The following is an 18,174-nucleotide window of genomic DNA, read 5'->3' as shown; positions in this document are numbered from 1 at the left end:
TATTCTTTCTAAACTGTTTCTTTAAGGAGATTTAATAGCATGGCTAAAGCCGATGCCGCAGAACGTTCTATGTTTTGAATGCGTTTGTTGCTGAAATTAAACACCTTAGCTACTGTTTTGCGTTTTGAAGAAATCGCAATCCATACGGTACCAACTGGCTTGTCTTCTGTTCCACCATCCGGACCGGCAATGCCACTAACCGCAATAGCATAATCAGTTTTAAAATGTGTAATTGCGCCTTGGGCCATTTCTGTTACGGTTTGTTCGCTTACAGCACCAAAAGTAGTTAATGTACTTTCTTTAACACCGAGGATAGATTCTTTAAGTTCGTAGGCATAAGCTACTGCCCCGCCCCAATAAACTGAAGAAGAACCCGGATGCTGTGTAATTAAGTGTGCAATATAACCACCGGTACAGCTTTCTGCTGTGGATAAAGTCAAACCTTTACTTTTCATCAGGTTTAGAATCGCTTTTTCCAAAGGAATATCTTCATCCGTTACCACAAACTTATTTACTTTGGAAATGATCTGTTTGGCGTATAGTTCAACCTCCTGGTTTAATGCGGTTTCGTTATCGCCTTTGGCCGACAAGCGCAAACGTACTTGTCCTAGTTTTGGCAGATAAGCCAATTTGATATGCGCCGGTAAACTGTCTTCGATTTCTTCAATCTCTTTGGCCAGAAATGATTCGCCTATATTGGCAGTAAGAATAGTTTTATGAACAATAAACGGCAGCTTAAACCTACTTGTAATTCTGGGCAGAATTTCGTCATCCATCAGGTACATCATCTCGTAAGGCACGCCCGGCATCGATACAAAAATGGTGTCGTTTTGTTCAAACCACATGCACGGAGCAGTACCATTTTTGTTTACAATAACCTCACAACCGTCGGGAACATCAGCCTGCTGGATATTGATATCCAATAAAGGGCGATTGTATTTTTCGAAAATCTGACGAACCATTTCCAATGCACCGGCATCATTACGAAAGCCCATATTAAAATACTTAGCTAACGTTTTTTTGGTGATATCATCTTTGGTTGGACCTAAGCCGCCGGTAATTAAAATAATGTCTGCACGTTTTTCGGCAAGTTCGAGCGCTTCAATAATATGTTGCTCATCATCAGAAACTGAAGTAATCTGCTTAACGGAAACACCAATTAAATTTAACTGTTTAGCCATCCAGGCAGAATTGGTATCAACGATTTGGCCAATGAGAATCTCATCACCAATGGTAATAATTTCGGCTAGCATAAATTTATTGGTATGTGCTGTAAAAACCTTGTCTTTTGCTCAATTTCAAATCCTGCAATATCGATGCCTTAACTTTTATGGTAACAGAATAACTTTTGTAAGCACCATACGGAACCCAGTTTACACTCATATCCCAGCAATGTAAATCGCGGTAAATCGCTAAATTCATTGGGGTTAAACCATTGTTCTTAAAATCGTAACCCGAGTTAAAGGTAACTTTCCACTTTGGTGTTAAATTAACATCACCATTAAAGTTTAGTGTATTCGAAATTGTACTGTTGTTTCCATCATTAGAATATTGAAAACTATAAGAGAACGAGAAATTCCATGGAATGTTAAAATCAACAAAGGCATTCGGATCACGACTGATCGCCGCTAATTGCTCCGACTGTATATCAGTCATCCCTTTTTTATTCGCAGCTTCACCTAACTTATCGTTGGCTTCGTTTTTACGTTTTAAAGCCTCTGGGTTTAAACTGTAATCGAATGAGAAACCAAAGTTGGTTAAACGTGGCAGGAATTTATTCTTTTGGAAAAATAAGCGGTCTTCTCTTATTTTAATGGTTTGACCATTAACCGTGGTATCTTTTAAAGCATATGGATCTAACGTTCCATTGTAGTTGATCCCTAATTTATCGGTAAACTGCGATCGGCCACTAAAGCCTATTGTAGATAATTTATAAGATGGGGCTAAGAAGTTATAAGAGCCGCTAAAACTCAAACCCTGAATAATCGGGATCTTTTTTGAACCCGTTCCGGTTGTATCGTTTTTATTCCTCACCTTTAGTTCTACCGTATTATCTACCCCAAAACCAATGGATGCATTGGGTCCGCCAAAAGAGCCTGGCTGTGCCATACCATCAAAAATAGAATATTTTAAAGGTACTCCATTCACTAAAATTGGATTGCCTTTGTATAAAGCTTCCCTATATGGCCCTGCTCCTGCTTTGGTAAAATCTGGAGAGTAAGAGAAGGATACGTTTGGCGTGATTACATGCCTTAATGCCTGGATTTTGCCAGCCGGATTAAAATCTCTTCTTCCATAAATTTTAGTTGACATACTGGTTGATAAACTGTAACTACCTGCTCTTTTAAAGCCACTAATGGTGTCTTCTCTAAAAGTATAGGTGTTATCGGCAAACTGGGTATATCTTCTGTTTACACTCTGGAAATTCCAAACCTCATTATAAGTACCGCCAATACTAAAATTTAAATAAGATTTAAAAGCCGTAAACGACATGTTTACCGGAATACTATGTGAAAAACCACTTCTTAACCGTTTTAAACCATCATTTTGAAAAAGCAAACTATCAAAAGTATCTATTCGGTTTGTTCCTTGTAAGCTATAACCTATGGTAAGTTTTTCATACCATTTTTGTTCGCCAACCGCATCTTTAGGACGAAATGGGTTAAATGTAGGTACGTTGAATGTCATTTCGGGCAATCTTAACGATATTGCTCTGGTACTTAAAGTCTGATCACTTGATGCAGCCAAAGAGAAGTTCATCCCATTCGAATAGGCTTTCGCATAACTGATACTACTACTTGTGGAGTTGGTTGCAATCGTATTAATGTCGTAAGTAGTACCTGCGGCCGTATTTTTATAGTATCCCCTTTTTCCTGTTGATACCAATCTTACACTGGCACTAAATGTGGTACCCGGATTGGCGTTGGCATTTTGACTATGGCTCCAGTTAATGCTAAAGTTTTTGGTGGGGTTTCTAAAGGCCTCAGTACCTTCCAAACCATCTTTAAAACTCGAATACGCTAAATTAATGTTACCGTTATACTTATATCTTTTGGTGTAATTACTCAGTAAACTTGTTTCATAAGAACCATTGGTATAAATAGATCCTAAAAGTTTAGCATCCCAGTAATCGTTTAATCCCAGGTAATAACCACCATTTTGCAAGAAAAAACCTCTGGTTGCATCTTCACCTGGTGTGGGAAGGATTACACCTGATGTTCGTTTATTGGGTTTTGGAAAAAATGCAAACGGAAGCCCCAGAAATGTGGGAATATCTTCAATAATCATGTAAACCGGCCCGGTAATGATTTGTTTTTCTGTTACCACCCCTTTAGAAATCATTAATCCAAAGTGCGGGTGTGGAAGATTACAGGTACTGTACATTACATTTTTAATGTGCAGCTCATCATCTATTTGCTTTTTACTCTGTCCGCCAGAGAAGAAACCTCCTTCTTGTTCAGAGAAAACGCCATATACTTTGGCCCGGGTTGTTTCTGAATTGTAAAAAATAGAATCGGCTATGGCTGTTCCATCAGCGCCCGACTTAAAGATTGGTTTTCCGGTATACCTACCCGTTTTCGGATCTTTAACACCACGGGCAAAAATAGAATTTTGCTTTTTATCGTATTTGATATAACCCGCATCTAGTTCAAAATCACCATATACCACCCTGGCGTTTCCATATAAATAGACAATGCTTTTATCGGCACTCATTTTTACCGAATCCTCCGCTTTGTATTCTACTTTCTGGTCGATACTGCTATTATTTTTACCTGTCTTTTTAGTCGTATCCTTTTTGGTTGTGTCTTGCTGGATGATTTGTTGCAATGAAAAATGAGAAAATGCGTTAGCTTTACCAACAACAAGTGTTAATAAAATGACAGATATTAGTAAAATAGAGCTCTTAAGAAGTTTCAAATTCGTATTTGAATGTTATTTTTGCACAAATGTTTAATCAAAAACGTTCAAAATTAGTGAAAAATATACCATTGATGTATCTTAAATCCATTTTAACCATTATTATTTATCTGGTGTTATCAAATTCAATTGATAATCAGGTGTTTGCGCAAGAATATAAAATTAAAACAATTGTGATCGACGCTGGTCATGGTGGTAAAGATGGTGCCACCCATGGCGTGTATTCAAAGGAAAAAGATGTGGCCCTTAAAACGGCATTGAACCTTGGCCGGGCACTTCAGGATAGTTTGAAAGATATCAAAGTGATTTATACCCGGGAGTCGGATGTGTTTATTCCTTTATACGAGCGGATCAATATCGCAAATAATGCAAAAGCCGATTTATTTATTTCCATTCACTTAAATGATATGCCGGTTAGGGTATCGAGAGTGGTTGATTATTATAAAAAAGTCCGGGGCCGAAAAGTCCCTGTTTATAGAACGGTTACTTCGAAAAGTACCTCAACAAGGGGAACAGAAACCTTTGTATCGGGAACGGGCCGTTTAGGTGAGCAGGATGAGGTGATTAAAAGGGAGAATGCATCCATGTTTCTGGAAGAGAACTATCAGAAAAACTATGAAGGATTTATTGCGAACACACCTGAAAGCGACATTATGTTATCTTTAATGAAACAAACTAATAGAGAAAGGAGTTTAAAGTTTGCTTCAATGCTTCAACAGGAATATGTTAACGCTGGCCGGATCAACAGAGGTGTACAGGAGAAAAGCCTTGCGGTACTGGCTCGTGCAGCTATGCCTGCAGTATTAACTGAAATTGGTTTTGTGAGTAATCCTGATGAAGAAGATTACATGAACTCTCCTGAGGGACAAAGTGAAATTGTGAACGGAATTATTAAAGCAATTAAAAATTATAAACGTATAGCTGAAACATCATTTTAATATTCCTCGTGCATGAAGATTAAACTTCTGATTACAATACTTTTCTTTTCGTTGCTAGTTGCTGAAAAAGCCCCCGCTCAGGGTTATAAGATCAAAACAATTGTTATTGATCCTGGTCATGGCGGCAGAAAACCTGGTGCATCTGGCAGTTTTTCGAAAGAAAAAGATATTTCGTTAAAGGTTGCATTAAAATTAGGCGCATTGTTAAAAGAGGAAATGCCTGATATTAAAATCATCTTCACCCGTAAAACTGATATTGATGTTGATTTGTACCGGCGTGCGGAAATAGCCAACGAAGCCAATGCAGATCTTTTTATATCCGTACACTGTAACTCGATGCCGCCTGGTAACAAACATATTAAAGGAGTAGAAACATTGGTTGCAGGGTCGCACCGCTTAAAAGAACAAGACGCTGCTATCCGTGAGAATGCCGATATTAAACTGGAAAAGAACTACAAAAGCAAGTACGATGGCTATGATCCCAGCAACCCAAGTAGTTTTATTCTTTTATCGCTTTTAAAAAATACCTTCAGAGATAAAAGCATTAAATTTGCCAAATTAATACAGAACAGCTATATCAACAGAGATGAACGACTTAGTCGTGGTGTTAAAGAGCAAGGGGTTTTGGTATTGCAGCGCTGTGGGATGCCAGCTGTTTTAACTGAAGTAGGTTTTATCTCGAATACAGAGGAAGAAAAGTATATTAATTCGCAAAATGGACAAAACGAGATCGCCAATTCTATTTTGGAAGCAATAAAAACATACAAAAAAAATATTGAGGTTAAATAAGTGGCATTATAAATGATAGTTATTTTAACTTTGGAAAAAATATAAAACGGATACCAAACAAATAGTGCAGCCTTTGTGTATTTATAAGGTTTAGCACAAGAAAATTAATTACGCTCAAACAAGTGAAGAAAGGATATTTCTGTACTTGTAGCCATTAAATAAAACACTCATGAAGATTAAGAACGAAACCAAAGTAGGTATTTTAGCTGCATTTGCCATTGCTTTATTAATAATTGGATATAATTTTTTAAAAGGAAATTCAATTTTCTCAAGTGAAACTACATTATACGCAAAATATACCAGGGTTGATGGTTTATCAGTGTCGAAACCTATCCTGATTAATGGTTATCAGATTGGCCGGGTGGCCAAATTGGAGCTACAACCTGACGGTAGCATTCTCGCCACCTTAAGTGTAAACAGCAAATATGAAATTCCTGAAAATAGTATTGCCCGCCTTGAAGGCACCGACCTTTTAGGTAGCAAGGCCATTGTCATGTCGTTGGGTAACTCTAAAAAAATGGCAGAAGATGGTTATACTTTAAATGCGAATGTAGAAAAAGGCTTAATGGAGCAAGTACAGCCAGTTCAGAAGAAAGCAGAATTAATTATTGGTAAAATGGACTCTATTTTAAGTAGTGTAAATTCTATCCTGAATCCTAACTTTCAGAAAAACGTTGATAAAAGCTTTAACAGTATTGCCGGTACATTGGCTTCTTTAGAAACAACTTCTAAAAAAGTTGATGGTTTAGTTGGTTCGGAGAGTGCACGTATTGAAGCCATTTTCAAAAACGTTGAAGGCATTACCGCTAACTTAAATAACAACAATCAAAAAATCAGCGATATTTTAACCAATATTAATACGGTTACCGATAAGTTTGCAGCCGCTAACTTTAAACAAACCTTAGATAATGCAAACAATGCCATTGCTGATTTACAAAGTGTAATTTCGGGAATTAAAGATGGTAAAGGCAGTTTAGGATTATTATTAAATGATGATAAAATGTATCAGAATTTAAATAATGCTTCAAAGAACCTGGATGAATTAATGATCGATTTAAAAGCCAATCCTAAGCGTTATGTACACTTCTCAGTATTTGGTGGTGGCAATAAAAAAGACAAGTAATTAATTTTTATAAATTCGAAAGCCTTGCAGTTTTAAATTGCAAGGCTTTTTTTATGGTTGTAGTTTTATGTGCCTATTTTTTGCCACGGAAGCACAGATGGCACGGAAAATTGAATGGCTTATTTTTTTGTCATCCTGAATACAATGAAGGATCTTTAAACAAAATAAAATGGATGGAATTAATTCTGCGATAATCTGCGTTATCCGCGGGAAAAATTTCTGCTATAGGTTCCCGCAGATTTAAGAAGATAGACGCAGATTGTATTAACAATTATTTTGCGCCCAACGCTGTGATTCTTTGCGTATTCTTCCGTGCGCTCTGTGGTAAAAAAAGATAAAATTCCTAAAGCTGAAAAGTTCTCCCCTCTACCGCAAGCTCTGTATTTTCAAAAACAGATTGTGCTTCTTCCAAAAGCATTTGTAAAGTTTTGTAACGGGAAGAAAAATGGCCGATGAGTAATTTCTTTGCGCCATTAATTTTTGCTACTTCTGCTGCCTGTAAAGCGGTGGTGTGATGTGTTTCTTTAGCCCGATCCAGTAAGTCGTGCATAAAGGTCGCTTCGTGGTACAGTGTATCACAATCTTTTATGGTCGCAAAGTAACTTTCATCAAACAAGGTATCAGAGCAATAGGCATAAGAACGTGGCGCATCTGCCTCGGTTGTATAATCTTCACTGCGTAAAATCTCGCCATTTGGAAGTGTAACGTCAATTCCTTTCTTTAAGGCCGTATAATAAGCCATAGGCACTTCATCAGTCTTCTCTTTTATCAGTTTGCGCTGGCGTTTCTTTTGCTGAAAGATAAAGCCGGTAGTAGGAATACGGTGATTTAAAACAATTGTTTTAACTGTTAAATCGCTGTTTTCGAATATCTGTGTAGACTGATCGGCTTCGATTGGGAAAAACTCGATGGGATACCTCAGCACCGTATCCGAATATTTGAACTGAATCTCTAAAATTTCTAATAAAGGTTTGGGACCAAATATCTGCATGGGTTTTATCCTGCCGTTTAAATGCAAACTGGATAGCAAACCGATTAAACCGAAGTAATGATCGCCATGTAAGTGGCTGATGAAAATATAATCGATGCGGGCAGCTTTAAGATTGTACTTGGCCAGTTGTTGCTGTGTACCTTCACCGCAATCGATCAGGTAATATTTTTCATTACAATTTAAAAGCTGTGCCGAGGGATTCCTGTTAAATACAGGAGTTGCAGAACTGCTTCCTAAAATTGTAACTTCAAATTTCATCATGATCAGATATAAAAAGCCTCGTAGATTTTTAAAAACTACGAGGCCAGAATGTTATTTAAATACTTTGTTATTTAGCGCCTCTAAACTCTTTTTCCAATTCATCCATAAAGATAAAATCAGTCGCTTCGTCTATAGTATTAACAAACGTTACAGATTGAAATATGTTTGATAATTCGATAATTGATGCCAGCTCGTCATTAATTCCGGTTACAATAAATAATCCACCTGCCGATTTGCATAGCCTGTCGCCAACCAATAAGCAGCTTAAATCCTGTGCATCACTACACTCTGTAACATGACTTAAATCAACAATAATATTTTTAAATCCCTCTGCATTGAGCAAATAGAATTCTGATTTCAAACCTGGAGCATTATCGTTTGTAAACTTAAGTTCTTCTAACTTTAAGGTTACATATTTATCGTGTTTATCAACTGAAAATTTCATCTCTCTAATCTTTATTTTACTAATGTATAAATTTCTTTCGAATTTAAAGTGTTTCCAAAGCCTTTAAAACATTGGTTTCAATACGGCTGGAAATGGCATCAGCATCAGCTTTTATAAAGGTCTCTCCTACAATTTGTTCGTAAAGTTCGATGTAACGTTCTGAAATTGAATTTACAATTTCTGGGGTCATTTCCGGAATCACTTGTCCATCTTTTCCCTGAAAACCATTTTCAATTAACCATTTTCTGACAAACTCTTTCGAAAGCTGTTTTTGTGGCTCATCTGCATTTTGGCGATCCTGATATCCCTCAGCATAAAAATAACGTGAAGAATCTGGTGTATGAATTTCATCGATTAAATAGATTACACCATCGGCAGCACCAAACTCGTATTTAGTGTCTACTAAAATTAATCCGCTTTTTGCTGCAATCTCAGTTCCTCTTTGGTACAAAGCATAAGTATACGCTTCTAACTTTTCGTAATCGGTTATAGAAACAATTCCTTTGGCTAAAATATCCTCTTTCGAAATGTCTTCATCATGCCCTACCGAAGCTTTTGTCGTAGGGGTAATAATTGGCTGAGGCAATTTGTCATTTTCTTTCAATCCATCAGGCAAAGAAACACCACAAACAGAACGTTTACCAGCACTGTATTCGCGCCAGGCATGACCAGCTAAGTAACCTCTGATTACCATTTCTACTTTAAAGGGCTCGCAGATACGGCCAATGGTAACCATTGGATCTGGAATGTCTAAAACCCAGTTTGGAACGATATCTTGAGTAGCGGCTAAAAATTTAGCTGCAATCTGGTTCAATACCTGTCCTTTAAATGGAATAGCTTCAGGTAATACGACATCAAAAGCAGAAATACGATCTGATACCACCATTACCATAAACTGATCGGCTATTGTGTATACATCGCGAACTTTACCTTTGTAAAAATTACTTTGATTTGGGAAATTGAAATGAGTTTCTTTTAGTGCTTTCATGAGGGGATAAAAATAGGAAAAAAGTCCGAAAGTCCGAAGACCGGAGTCGGATGATAAAGTGTAAAAAAAACAAAAGTCCGAAGTAGTTCTGTTGTAAGACCTAAACTTCGGACCCCTGACTTTCTGACCTCCGACTTACTGAATATCGCCGTAAGCTTTCAAGATATCCTTCACCAATTTATGTCTTACCACATCTTCCCCGCTTAAGTAAATAATATCGATTCCTTTAATATCTTCTAAAATCCTTAAGCCATTAAATAAACCCGACATCTGTTTTTTAGGTAAATCGATCTGTGTAACATCACCTGTAACGATAAATTTAGCCGTTGGTCCCATACGGGTTAAAAACATTTTTAACTGCATATCGGTGGCGTTTTGGGCCTCATCTAAGATCACGAAACAGTTATCTAAGGTACGTCCGCGCATAAAGGCCAGTGGCGCAATTTCTATTGTACGGTTTTCGATGTAGAATTTCAATTTCTCCGCAGGGATCATATCGTCCAAAGCATCGTAAAGCGGGCGTAAATATGGATCGATTTTTTCCTTTAAATCGCCGGGTAAGAAACCCAGGTTCTCCCCTGCTTCAACTGCCGGGCGGGTTAAAATGATGCGTTTAATTTCTTTATTCTTTAATGCCCTAACCGCCAAAGCTACGGCGGTATATGTTTTTCCTGTTCCGGCAGGGCCAATGGCAAACAGGATATCATTTTTAGCAATACTGCTCACCATTTTGCGCTGATTGGCAGTTCGTGCCTTAACCAAAAGACCGTTTGTACCAAAAACAATTACTTCTCCTCCACCTCCGGTTGGTTGTTCTACATCTTTTTTTACTACACCAGCTGCTTTTGCACCCAGTATAGATTCTACGTCGTTATTGGTAAGTGAGCTATATTTCTCGAGGTGTGCAATAAGCTGGTTAAACTTATCCTCAAAAGTCTTAAGTTCCTGTTCATCACCGAGAACCTTAACATCACTACCTCTCGCTACCAGTTTCAACTTCGCGAAAGCACCTTTAATCATTTCGTAATTCTCGTTATTCGGCCCCCAAAAGTGAGCAGGATTTACGGTATCCAGAGTTAATTTTAATTCGTTCAAACTGTAGTATTTTAAAAAGTTATCGGGGTATATTAATTAAAATTTGAATATTTGCAGACGCTTAGGCCTGTACACAAGAATAAGCAATAATAATGAATTTTTAATGGGGATAATTACTTTAACAACAGATTTAGGTTCAAAAGATTTTTACCAGAGTGCCCTTAAAGGTAGTCTGTTGAGTCTTATGCCTAATGTTAATTTAGTTGATATTACCCACGAGGTTCCATCATTCAATATTTCGTACGCTGCCTTCGTCCTCAAAAACGCTTATCCATACTTTCCGAAGAACACGGTACACCTAATCGGCATTGATTCTGTTTATAGCGAAAACACTAAGTACATTGCTGTAAAGCATCGAGATCACTTTTTTGTAGGGGCTGATAATGGTATTTTCTCGCTTCTTTTTGATGATATTCCGGAAGATGTGGTAGAGCTGAACATTATGCAGGATTTGAAATACCTGCACTTCCCTTTGGTAGATATTTTTGTTAAAGCAGCAACACATCTGGCTAAAGGAGGCAAACTGAAAGACATCGGTTTACCTGTAGCAGAGATTGAACAAAAGATGCTTTTACATCCTGTGATAGAGCGGGATGTGATTCGCGGAAGCGTAGTATATATCGATACTTTTTGCAATGTAATTACCAACATTACGAAAGATCTTTTTACAAAAATCCAGAAGAACAGGGATTTTACTTTATACTTTAGAAAAAGCGAAACCATTACCCAGTTGAGCTGGCATTATAATGAAGTACAGGAGGGCGAAAAACTTTGCCTGTTCGGTATTAGTAACCATTTGGAAATTGCGATTAACAAGGGAAAAGCGAGTGGCTTATTAGGCTTGCATTTAGGTGATATTGTTCGGGTGGAGTTTCATCCTTAGTTTTTTAGTTAAATTGTTCATTAAGCTTCATACAAAAAGATTTTACAGCAAAATAGATGCTGAAATAAATTCAGCATGAAGAACTCTTTAATATTGCAACTAATAAGCAATGACGACTGAACTAATGAACCAATAAAACAACTTCTACCCTTTTCACGTTTATACCGCATGAAGAAATTTTTTTATCTGTTTGTTATTTTATTAATGAATATGCATGCCTTTGCGCAGCAAGATACCACGGCTTATGCTGCACAGCGTGCTAAAGTAAATTCATTGCTTGCAGAAAGAAGTGCCAAGTTTGGTCAGTATGATGAAAGTTTAAATCAGCGAACCGGAATATTTGGCTGGCAAACCAAACGGGATATTAAAAATTCCAATGAAATTCTTCGTCAGGTGGTTTTAACTGATAATAATATTTTCAAAGAGCTGAAGGTATTAATGGATTATAAAGATTTGCAGAACCAGCAGAAAGTAGCGGTGGCAGATCATTCTCAGGAACGCATAGAGCGTTATATGCAAACCATTAAAAAACTGCAGGATCAGAATGCACAACTCAAAGAAGATTTAGAGAAAAAGAACAAGGGAGGTTTATCAACCTACATCATTGTCTTTTTGATTTTAGTAATGGCAGGAGGATTTTATTTCTTCAATAAGAAGTTACAGCAGTATGAAAATGCTAAGGGTAGTGCCTAAGAGCAGCGTTTTAAAAAATTAAACAAATGAAAAAGTCACTGTTTAAGATCCTGGTTAAAATTAACAAGGCCATTTTACCAAGTCTGTATAAAAAAGATCCGAATAAGCTTACTACTTTTCAGAAAGCAATATTGGGTTATCGCTACTGGGTGCTAACGAATGCGTTAGATTAGAATATAAAGACCTTATAGGTTTTCAAAACCTATAAGGTCTAGATTTATTTATTATTTCTTAAAATGCTCAATAATCAACGTGGCCAATTCTGTACCGATACGTTCTTGCGCTTCGTTGGTTGAGGCACCAATATGTGGTGTTAAAGAGATTTTAGGGTGGGTTAAAATTTCTGCCAATGGTGTAGGCTCGTTATCGAAAACATCTAAACCAGCGAAAGAAACTTTACCAGAATTTAGTGCTTCAATTAAAGCTGGCTCATCAATTGTACCACCGCGTGAACAGTTAACAATACCTACCCCGTTTTTCATTTTAGCAAACTCTTCTGCGCCTAAAATCGGTTTATCGGCAAATGGCGTATGTAAACTAAAGAAATCACTTCCTGTAATTACCTCATCTAAAGAAACCGTTTTAATTGGAATACTTACTGATTTTCCACCCTGGAATTCTAAAGTGATTTCAGATTCTGAAGGATATAAATCGTATGCTAAAACATTCATACCTAAACCTAAAGCCACTTTTGCAGTAGCGCGACCAATACGGCCGAAACCAATAATACCAATCGTTTTACCACTTAATTCAGTCCCTTTAGCATAAGCTTTTTTAAGGTTGTTGAATTGGGTTGAACCTTCTACAGGCATTTTACGGTTTGCATCCTGTAAAAACCTGATACCGGTAAATAAGTGAGAGAATACCAATTCGGCAACTGATAGTGAAGATGCAGCTGGTGTGTTTACCACGTTAATACCCTGACTGCGGGCGTATTCTACGTCGATATTATCCATACCTACTCCACCTCTACCAATTAATTTGATATTTGGAACGGCATCAATTAATTCTTTTCTAACTTTTGTTGCACTACGTACGGTAATGGCATCGTAGTTTTTTAAAGCTTCAGCCAGTTGATCCTGAGGAACGGTCTCGGTATCAACCTGAAAACCTGCTTTTTCTAATAATTCTTTTCCGATCGGATCAATCCCATCGTTTGCTAATATCTTAATCATTGTATGTATGATAGCACAGATTAAATTGATTACACTGATAAATAATCACCATAATCATCTGTGGTTAAAATTTAAATTAATTTGCTTTTGCTTGTTGTTCTTCAAATACCTGCATGGCATCTACCAGGGCATGTACACTCGTAATTGGCAATGCATTATACATCGAAGCACGGAAACCACCAACACTTCTATGTCCTTTGATACCCACAATACCCTGCTCTTCAGCATATTTCAAGAATGGTTTTTCCAATTCAGGATTTTCCATTACGAAACAAACATTCATTCTAGAACGGTCTTCAACTGCACAGGTTCCTTTAAACAGCGGATTACGATCGATCTCTCTGTAAAGTGCCTCAGCTTTTTGCTTATTTTCTTTTTCAATTTCAGCAACACCACCTTTCGATTTTAACCAACGAAGGTTTAATAAGGCTACATAAATAGAGAAAACAGGAGGTGTATTGTACATCGAATCATTGTCGATATGCGACTGGTAGTTCAGCATCGATGGAATTTTACGGTCAATTTTACCTAAAACTTCATTTTTAACAATAGCGATGGTTAAACCAGCAGGACCTACGTTTTTTTGCGCTCCGGCATAAATTAAATCGAATTTAGAAACATCGATTACACGGCTCATAATATCAGAAGACATATCACAAACAACCGGAACGTTTGTTTTAGGTACTTCGAAAAGCTCAGTTCCGTAAATGGTGTTGTTCGACGTATAGTGGAAATAAGCACTATCAGTTGGGATTTCAAAATCCTTCGGAATAAAAGTGTAATTGGCATCTTTAGAAGAAGCCACCACATTCACATTTCCGATAAATTTAGCTTCTTTTAATGCTTTGGTTGCCCAAACACCAGTGTCTAAATAACTTGCTGTTTGTCCATCGCCCAATAAGTTCATCGGAACCATTGCAAACTGTAAACTTGCACCACCTTGTAAAAATAAAACGGAATAACCCGACGGCACATTTAATAATTCCTTTACCAACTTATCAGCTTCAGCAACAACTGCCTCAAATTCGGTTGTTCTGTGCGAAATTTCTAAAATTGATAATCCATCGTTAAAATCTAAAACAGCCTGAGCTGCTTGTTTAAACACTTCTTGAGGTAAAATACAAGGGCCTGCGCCAAAATTATGCTTCATCTTATTATATAATGTTTTATGGGCGTAAATGTAAAATTTTTAAAGCAGTTATGCCCATAAAATCGTATCATAAAAAATTAAATTTTGTTAAAAATCTCGATAAATTAACGCGTTTTGTTGCAGTTTTTGTAAAAGAAATTGTTAATCACAAAGGCAAAAAGGTAAACACTGATTTTTTTGTTTCGGAAAGCAGATAAAGCAGCATTTTCGTTGCGGCAGCCCCGCCATTCACTTCTATCTTTTTTATGAATGTCAGGCTGAGTTTGCAGGTGATTTGCAGTAAAAAAGTATTTTCGTTGCTGTCGGGTTTAAATTACCCTGTTTCTGTAATGCTTAGGGAAATACCTAGCCCATTGTGAAGTACAAACTTTCAAAATAAAACAAAGCCTTTTCAAAGTAAGCCTGTCTGGCTAAGACAAAAAAATAAAAAATTATTTTTTAGTGGTTTATGGCTTATTCTTCAATTTCACAATCAACTTGAGGTTAAATTGTCTTCCTGTTAAATAATTAGGAATGGCATACTGCACATTATCTACATCTTTTAGCCACAGATATGAAACGGTGTTGTCGATATTCAGCATATTAAAAACCTCGAAAAACAGTATAACTGAACTGAAATTTTTATCTAAAAACTTAGGTTTATGCAGTGCGGCATCATCAAGAAAATCTTTAGAGAAACCGATATCTACACGTTTATACGATGGAATAAAAAACTTATCCAAATATCTTGGTGTTTGTGACGGACCTATCGGTAACCTTGAACCATAAAGGGCATTTAAATGCACTTTATAGGTAGGACTATTTAACAGTTTATCCTGAAAAAAGATCGAAAAATTTAAGCGTTGATCGGTTGGCCGCTTTAAATAGCCAGGGTAAATGGTCGTTCCGTTTTGCACATAACTATCGCCGATAATATCTTCATTGGCATGCATTACCGACATCCTGAAATAAGAAACCAGATCTTTAACAAACTCTCCGCCAATGCTAAAATCGGCACCATAAGCATAGCCACGTGATACTTCATTTGCCAGATATTTAATTCTCAGGTTATCTATTTTATAGGGGATCAATCGGTCAGAATATTTAAAATAAGCCTCCGAAGTGAACTTTAACCGCGTTCCGAAAGCATCAAAAGCATATTCATAACCCAGTGAAGTATTGTAAGAGCTTTGCGCTTTCTGATCGATATTCAGCACGCCCGAAAAATCACGAATGGTCCGGTAGGAAGGCGGTTGTTTGTAAACGCCGGCAGAAAACCTTAAAATTTTATTGTTCGAATTGGGCCGGTAAGCAATTAACATCCTCGGACTGATTAACAACTGTTTGCTTAACGAACTGTAGGTAGCGCGGGCGCCCAATTGCAGTTCTGCCGAATTTGAAAGCGAATAACTATCCTGAATATAAGCACTGTAGTTTTTGATATCGATATTGTTCTGCACGTTAATCACGTTTTGCAAGGTGATATTTTTCGAATTATTCGGTAAAATGAAACCCGCAGAATCAGTGTAGTTGTATTCATTTAAATGGTCATCATACTTAGATTGATCGAATTTTATGCCCCAGGAAAAAACATGATTATTAAAATTCTGATCTACTTTTATTTCAGAGGCAAAAATTTGTGTATTTAAACTATTTCTTCCGTAATTATAATAACTGCCAATACCCCTGTTTTTATTAATCACGCCAAAATTTTCACCCGAAAAAGTATTATCTACCTCATCAAAAACATAACTGCCATTAATATCGAAACGTTCTCTTTCTATCGTGCTGAAATAACTGTTGATAAATTTGATCACCAGGTTTGCTTTAGGAGAATAAGTGGCGGTAACAGCACTTCCTACAGTTTGGTAATCATCAATTTCTTGTCCGGTATAATCAACATTTAACCTTAGCGTTGTATTTAAAGTTCCAAACTGTGTTTCCCGGTTAGTGGGCACCAATTTAAACTGCCCGAGATTAAAACTGCCTAAAAAACTGATATTAAATTTCGGTGAAAAATCATATTGATACAGCAATTGAGCGTCGGCAAAATTGGGACTATAACTCCCCTTTTCGTCTTGTTTAATGAGTACACTCGAATTGTTTTTATAGCGTAAACCAGCCAGTAGGAAACTGTTTTTAAATATCCTTTTAGTGGTCAGTGAAGTATTTAAAAGGCTGGTACTAAAAATGGTTTGATTGCTATCGGGTTTATCGTACCTGATATCTAAAATAGAAGAAAGTTTATCGCCATATTTCGCTTCAAATCCACCTGCAGAAAATTTCGCTTTACTCACGAGATCTGAATTGATAAAACTTAGTCCCTCCTGCTGTCCGTTGCGGATCAACACAGGTCGGTTAATTTCTACATCGTTGATATAAATCAGGTTTTCATCGAAATTACCTCCACGAACGCTATACTGGGCACTTAATTCATTATTTGTAGATACGCCGGGTAAGGTTTTCAGCATCGTTTCAAAATTGCCTGAAACCAATGGCATGGATGAAACATCTGCAATATTAATGGTAGTGGTATTGCTTAACTGATTTTGTTTATTGGTGATGTTAACCTGCTCTAATTCATTAATATTGGCTATTAAATTTACCTGTTTGGTAATCCTTGAGCCAGACCGCTCGCTAAATTTTATGGTTTGAGGCTGGTAGCCCAAAAGCGAATATTTAATGCTAAATGTTCTCGATTTTGAATAAATGGTATATACGCCAAATTCATCTGTAATGGTTGATTGTGCCTGCCCCAGAACGATAACGGTCACCTGCGATAATGGCAACTTTTCATCGCTATAAACTATCCCCGAAACCCTAACTAAAGGCTGTGCAACAGCAAAACTGCAAGCAGCAATTAAAAGGAAAAGGATTAGCCGAAATTTGAGCATTTTTAGTATCAGACAAAAGTATCAGGTATGAAAACGGTATCCGCCTCAACCTAAAAACAATTTAGCAATAAAACATTTAACAATTAAATATTTATCGTGCTGGCCGTCAGGTTTTTCATTTTAGAAATGGTTTCAGTTGGGTTATCTGTTGCGAAAACTGCATTTCCGGCCACGAAAGCATTGGCACCTGCTGATACTAATGTAGCAATATTTTGTAAACCAACACCACCATCAACCTCGATGATTAAGTTTTCGTTGAGCCCTTGAATTAAGGCTTTTAAATCCTTTATTTTCTTGTAGGTATTGTGGATAAAAGCCTGTCCACCGAAACCGGGATTAACCGACATAATCAGCACCAGGTCAAGATCCTCAATTACATCCTGCAATAAATTTACTGGCGTATGCGGATTTAACGCTACGCCAGCTTTACAGCCAGAAGCTTTAATTAACTGGATCGTTCTATGTAGGTGTGTGCAGGCTTCGTAATGTACCGTGATTCGATCCGCTCCTGCCTTAGCAAAATCCTCAATGTATTTATCGGGATCAACAATCATTAAATGTACATCTAAAGGTTTCGTTGCATGTTTTTTTACAGCAGCCATTATCGGGAAACCAAAAGAAATATTCGGAACGAAAACACCATCCATCACATCAACGTGGAACCAGTCGGCTTCACTGTGGTTAATCATTTCAATATCGCGCTGTAAATTGCCAAAATCGGCAGAAAGTATGGATGGGGCAATGATGTATTTCATTTAATTATTTCTTAGTTTCTTAATTCTGAGTTCCGCTATTATTATTTGCGGCAACATTTATCAGCATCGTCACCCTGAATTCATTTTACTGCTTGGC

16 protein-coding genes are annotated in these 18,174 nt (G+C 37.1%); 6 read left to right on the top strand and 10 right to left on the bottom strand.

The features are described 5' to 3' along the window. Positions 1–8: 8 nt before the first annotated feature. Entirely contained in the window at positions 9–1,253 is a 1,245-nt protein-coding gene (locus tag AC04QZ_RS03385; RefSeq protein WP_478356573.1) for a competence/damage-inducible protein A, read from the bottom strand. A 4-nt stretch (positions 1,254–1,257) separates the two neighbouring features. After that, entirely contained in the window at positions 1,258–3,828 is a 2,571-nt protein-coding gene (locus AC04QZ_RS03380) for a putative LPS assembly protein LptD (protein ID WP_478356572.1), read from the bottom strand. 164 nt (positions 3,829–3,992) lie between these two features. Here AC04QZ_RS03380 and AC04QZ_RS03375 point away from each other — a divergent pair, with 164 nt between their 5' ends. The 3 genes from AC04QZ_RS03375 to AC04QZ_RS03365 all read left to right on the top strand — a co-directional run bounded on the left by AC04QZ_RS03375 (position 3,993) and on the right by AC04QZ_RS03365 (position 6,768). After that, on the top strand, positions 3,993–4,856 hold the full coding sequence (locus AC04QZ_RS03375; protein WP_086549322.1) for an N-acetylmuramoyl-L-alanine amidase family protein: 864 nt from the start codon (positions 3,993–3,995) through the stop codon (positions 4,854–4,856). A 12-nt stretch (positions 4,857–4,868) separates the two neighbouring features. After that, the gene (locus AC04QZ_RS03370; protein WP_478356571.1) at positions 4,869–5,645 is read left to right on the top strand and encodes an N-acetylmuramoyl-L-alanine amidase family protein; all 777 of its coding nucleotides are present in this window, start codon (positions 4,869–4,871) and stop codon (positions 5,643–5,645) included. Between the two features lie 169 nt (positions 5,646–5,814). Continuing rightward, positions 5,815–6,768, top strand: coding sequence for an MlaD family protein (locus AC04QZ_RS03365; RefSeq protein ID WP_086546307.1), 954 nt, complete (start codon positions 5,815–5,817; stop codon positions 6,766–6,768). 343 nt (positions 6,769–7,111) lie between these two features. Here AC04QZ_RS03365 and AC04QZ_RS03360 read toward each other — a convergent pair whose 3' ends face one another. From AC04QZ_RS03360 to AC04QZ_RS03345, 4 genes are all read right to left on the bottom strand, one after another. Continuing rightward, positions 7,112–8,017 (bottom strand): ribonuclease Z, encoded by a 906-nt coding sequence (locus AC04QZ_RS03360; protein WP_478357414.1) that lies wholly within the window; start codon positions 8,015–8,017, stop codon positions 7,112–7,114. A gap of 70 nt (positions 8,018–8,087) precedes the next feature. After that, positions 8,088–8,465, bottom strand: coding sequence for an STAS domain-containing protein (locus tag AC04QZ_RS03355; RefSeq protein WP_086546302.1), 378 nt, complete (start codon positions 8,463–8,465; stop codon positions 8,088–8,090). 43 nt (positions 8,466–8,508) lie between these two features. Then, a complete protein-coding gene (locus AC04QZ_RS03350; protein WP_478356570.1) occupies positions 8,509–9,453 on the bottom strand; it encodes a phosphoribosylaminoimidazolesuccinocarboxamide synthase in 945 nt (314 codons plus the stop codon). A gap of 135 nt (positions 9,454–9,588) precedes the next feature. Next, a complete protein-coding gene (locus AC04QZ_RS03345) occupies positions 9,589–10,548 on the bottom strand; it encodes a PhoH family protein (protein WP_057934214.1) in 960 nt (319 codons plus the stop codon). A 103-nt stretch (positions 10,549–10,651) separates the two neighbouring features. On the opposite strand from AC04QZ_RS03345, the gene AC04QZ_RS03340 reads away from it, so the two are divergent. From AC04QZ_RS03340 to AC04QZ_RS03330, 3 genes are all read left to right on the top strand, one after another. Further along, the gene (locus tag AC04QZ_RS03340; RefSeq protein WP_057934213.1) at positions 10,652–11,431 is read left to right on the top strand and encodes an SAM hydrolase/SAM-dependent halogenase family protein; all 780 of its coding nucleotides are present in this window, start codon (positions 10,652–10,654) and stop codon (positions 11,429–11,431) included. A gap of 168 nt (positions 11,432–11,599) precedes the next feature. Beyond that, positions 11,600–12,124 carry a hypothetical protein gene (locus AC04QZ_RS03335; protein WP_478356569.1) on the top strand — a complete coding sequence of 175 codons (525 nt, stop codon included), beginning with the start codon at positions 11,600–11,602 and terminating at the stop codon, positions 12,122–12,124. Positions 12,125–12,150: 26 nt separating this feature from the next. Continuing rightward, entirely contained in the window at positions 12,151–12,297 is a 147-nt protein-coding gene (locus AC04QZ_RS03330) for a hypothetical protein (protein WP_478356568.1), read from the top strand. Positions 12,298–12,348: 51 nt separating this feature from the next. On the opposite strand, the gene AC04QZ_RS03325 is transcribed toward AC04QZ_RS03330, so the two are convergent. The 4 genes from AC04QZ_RS03325 to rpe form a co-directional block, all read right to left on the bottom strand. Continuing rightward, positions 12,349–13,299: a D-2-hydroxyacid dehydrogenase gene (locus AC04QZ_RS03325; protein ID WP_307528903.1), complete on the bottom strand. Its 951-nt coding sequence runs from the start codon at positions 13,297–13,299 to the stop codon at positions 12,349–12,351. A 76-nt stretch (positions 13,300–13,375) separates the two neighbouring features. Beyond that, positions 13,376–14,449, bottom strand: a complete 1,074-nt coding sequence (gene serC, locus AC04QZ_RS03320; RefSeq protein WP_478356567.1) for a 3-phosphoserine/phosphohydroxythreonine transaminase — start codon at positions 14,447–14,449, stop codon at positions 13,376–13,378. Positions 14,450–14,895: 446 nt separating this feature from the next. Beyond that, a complete protein-coding gene (locus AC04QZ_RS03315; protein ID WP_478356566.1) occupies positions 14,896–17,322 on the bottom strand; it encodes a TonB-dependent receptor in 2,427 nt (808 codons plus the stop codon). 83 nt (positions 17,323–17,405) lie between these two features. After that, the gene (gene rpe / locus AC04QZ_RS03310; RefSeq protein WP_478356565.1) at positions 17,406–18,077 is read right to left on the bottom strand and encodes a ribulose-phosphate 3-epimerase; all 672 of its coding nucleotides are present in this window, start codon (positions 18,075–18,077) and stop codon (positions 17,406–17,408) included. Between the last annotated feature and the right edge of the window lie 97 nt (positions 18,078–18,174).

Source organism: Pedobacter folensis (assembly GCF_056490665.1).
This window is presented reverse-complemented; position numbering and strand designations above follow the sequence as displayed.